At 49.2% G+C, this 2,685-nt stretch carries 3 protein-coding genes; all 3 read right to left on the reverse strand.

The window, feature by feature from the left end; all coding sequences use genetic code 11:
* Positions 1-75: 75 nt before the first annotated feature.
* The 3 genes from tnpC to tnpA all read right to left on the reverse strand — a co-directional run bounded on the left by tnpC (position 76) and on the right by tnpA (position 2,581).
* Positions 76-1,692 (reverse strand): IS66 family transposase, encoded by a 1,617-nt coding sequence (tnpC, locus tag LKD70_RS18260; protein ID WP_227709284.1) that lies wholly within the window; start codon positions 1,690-1,692, stop codon positions 76-78.
* Positions 1,693-1,835: 143 nt separating this feature from the next.
* A complete protein-coding gene (tnpB, locus tag LKD70_RS18265; RefSeq protein WP_072524981.1) occupies positions 1,836-2,177 on the reverse strand; it encodes an IS66 family insertion sequence element accessory protein TnpB in 342 nt (113 codons plus the stop codon).
* Entirely contained in the window at positions 2,171-2,581 is a 411-nt protein-coding gene (gene tnpA, locus LKD70_RS18270) for an IS66 family insertion sequence element accessory protein TnpA (protein ID WP_227709285.1), read from the reverse strand. Before tnpA ends, tnpB begins: the two co-directional genes overlap by 7 nt.
* Between the last annotated feature and the right edge of the window lie 104 nt (positions 2,582-2,685).

The raw sequence follows: 2,685 nt of genomic DNA on the forward strand, positions 1-2,685 counted from the left end.
GTAAGCGCCAAATATTAATGCGGTCAGATACAAAATTACCCCAGCCCTTTGCGAGTTGGAGTAATTCACTATAATTCACATGCGATTTTTGATAGATTGGAGTTTTTCACTCCAAGGTGCCAGATCTGCCAGCTGTTCATCGGTCATATCTTTATCTGGCCGGTGCTCCAGCAGAAATTTAAGATATCCGTAAATGTTCAGCCCGTGTGCTTTTGCCATCTCAACCATTGTATAGACTACCGCGCTGGCATTCGCTCCGTCCACGGAATTGCTGAACAGCCAGTTCTTCCGGCCTACTGCGAATGGACGAATCGCATTTTCACTGAGATTGTTGGTAAAGCTGCAGCGACCGTCTTCCAGATAGGTCTCTGCCGTATCACGCCGGTTGAGAATATAATTCACTGCTTTATCCATCCGGGTATTCCGGACGGGCTTCTGCTGATCGAGCCACGACCAGAAAGCCTCCAGAACAGGTTTTTCCTTCTCGAGACGCAGTTGCTTCCTTTTTTCATAATCACAGGGATACTTTTTGTTAATGGAGTCCTCAATGGCGAACAACCGGTTGCAATACTGGACTCCCTGCACTGCCGGCTGGCTGTAGTCATACTGCTTTCCTTTGGGAACGGCATCGATAAAGTATCGACGGATATGTGCCCAGCAGGAGCAGCGCCGGATCCCAGGAAGATTGTTGTATCCCTGATAGCCATCCGTTTCCAGGTATCCGCTGTAGCCTTTCAGGAACTCCTTTGCATGGCTGCCGCTCCTGGTCGGGGAATAGCCATACAGGATGATCTCCGGAAGCCCATCCTCGCCGCTTCGGAACAGCCACATGAATGATTGGGTCTGGGCTCGGCGCCCTTCTTCGTTCAATACCTGAACTCTGGTTTCATCTGCCATTGCAAAGCTGCGTTTCAGCAGCTCACGGTGGAAGTAATCATACATTGGCTGAAAATAGTGCTGCGAACAGTAGATGATCCAGTTGGCAAGAGTGGTCCGGCTGATCTGAGCCCCATACTGCTTCCAGTCTTTCTCCTGCCGGTAAAGGGGAAGCCCATTGGCATACTTCTGATACATGGTCCATGCAACAGTGGAAGCCGAGGCAGGACCTTTTCCAACCAGAGCTGCCGGAACCTGAGACTTTATGATCACAGGTTTTTCTGTATCGCCGAGCCCTTCCTTGCAGGATGGGCATCCGTAACTCTGGCTGTAGTATTCGATCACTTTACAGGTGGCAGGAATGAATTCCAGTTCCCGGCGGACATACTCCTCGCCGATCAGGATCATCTGCGTACCGCAGACCGGGCAGATCTGGTCTTCTTCCGGAAGAGGGATCACTACTTTTTCAACCTTCAGACCTTTGAAAAGATCCTCATGGGTTGCCTTCTTTTTACGGGTATGTTCCTTGATCACAGTTTCTTCTTCCAGCAGCGACGGATCCTGTTCCATTTCTGCTTCATCGAAGAGATTCTGTTGTCCCGGAATGTCATCGGATCTTCTTTCACTGGATGAGCCGAAAAGCTTTTTGGTCAGATAATCTACCTGTTCCTGAAGCGCTTTCTCGTGACTGGATTTTTCGTCAATAATAAGACGGAGAGATCTGATCAGCTCAGTCTGTTCAGATACCATTGTTTTCAGTTGTGATACTGTATCTTTCAGCTCGCGAAGCTGGATATCTTTCGCACTGGAAGCCATCGTTTCTCTCCTCGGATTTGATACCTTTATTATACCAGAAACGGGGCTTTTACTAAAGGGAAATGGCTCCTGAAAAATGCCGAATTTACAAGGCATTTCCGGATTTTTCTGTGCAGGATTTTTGCTGAGATCCAGATGATTTTTTACTCTGCTTTGAGGGCTTTGGGCTGGTCAATATCGATCCCTGACATCAGCCAGTCAAACTCCCGCCAGGAAAGATTCCGCACCTCTGACTGCTTTCTGGGCCATTGATAGCCTCCGCGGACAGATAAGCGCTTATAGATCAGAACGAAGCCGTCCGGTTCCCGGAACAAGGCTTTGATCCTGTCCCGTCTTCTTCCGCAGAAAAGGAAGAGAGCACTGGACGAGGGATCCATCTTAAGCTGGTCTTCGATAACGGCGCAGAGTCCGTCAATAGATTTCCGCATATCAGTGTAGCCGCAGACAATGTAGATCTTCTCAAGTCCAGAGATATCCCCTAACATGAGAACTCCTGAAGCAGACGGAATGTCCTGGTGAGCAGGGCAGGATCTGCCTTATTGCTGATGCGGATCGTGATGTCCTTCATAGCAACTTCAATCGTATGTGAATTGTCAAGGTACGGGTTTTGCATCTGTGATGCTGTATGCTGTTCCGGAATGGAATCCGGAACAATGTCAATGGGAACCACGTCCTGTTTCGGGCGGGGGACCTCAAGATGACCATAATTCGCTGCCGGGATCTGATCCGCTGCCGCTTTCCGGCAGCGGCTGACCCAGTTGTAAAAAGTGCTTACTGCAATGTCGTTTTCACGGCACCAGTCAGCATCTGTCATGCCGCTCTGGCGGCATTCATTGATAAGCCGGAGCTGTTCCGCCATCGGAACCCGGGCTTTGCGAGTACCTGCCATAACCTATCCTCCATAATTGTAGTGAAATAGTCTAAATATCTATCGACTACAATTATAGGCAAAACTTGGGGATCAGGAAATCCGCAGGAATATTTGGCGCTTAC

The sequence above is a fragment of the Ruminococcus turbiniformis genome, from assembly GCF_020687545.1.
GTDB classification, from domain to species: domain Bacteria; phylum Bacillota; class Clostridia; order Lachnospirales; family Lachnospiraceae; genus Mediterraneibacter; species Mediterraneibacter turbiniformis.

Coding starts and splice junctions, on each gene's coding strand:
- tnpB (WP_072524981.1), bottom strand. CDS start 2,177: ATGTTAGGGGATATCTCTGGACTTGAGAAGATCTACATTGTCTGCGGC.
- tnpA (WP_227709285.1), bottom strand. CDS start 2,581: ATGGCAGGTACTCGCAAAGCCCGGGTTCCGATGGCGGAACAGCTCCGG.
- tnpC (WP_227709284.1), bottom strand. CDS start 1,692: ATGGCTTCCAGTGCGAAAGATATCCAGCTTCGCGAGCTGAAAGATACA.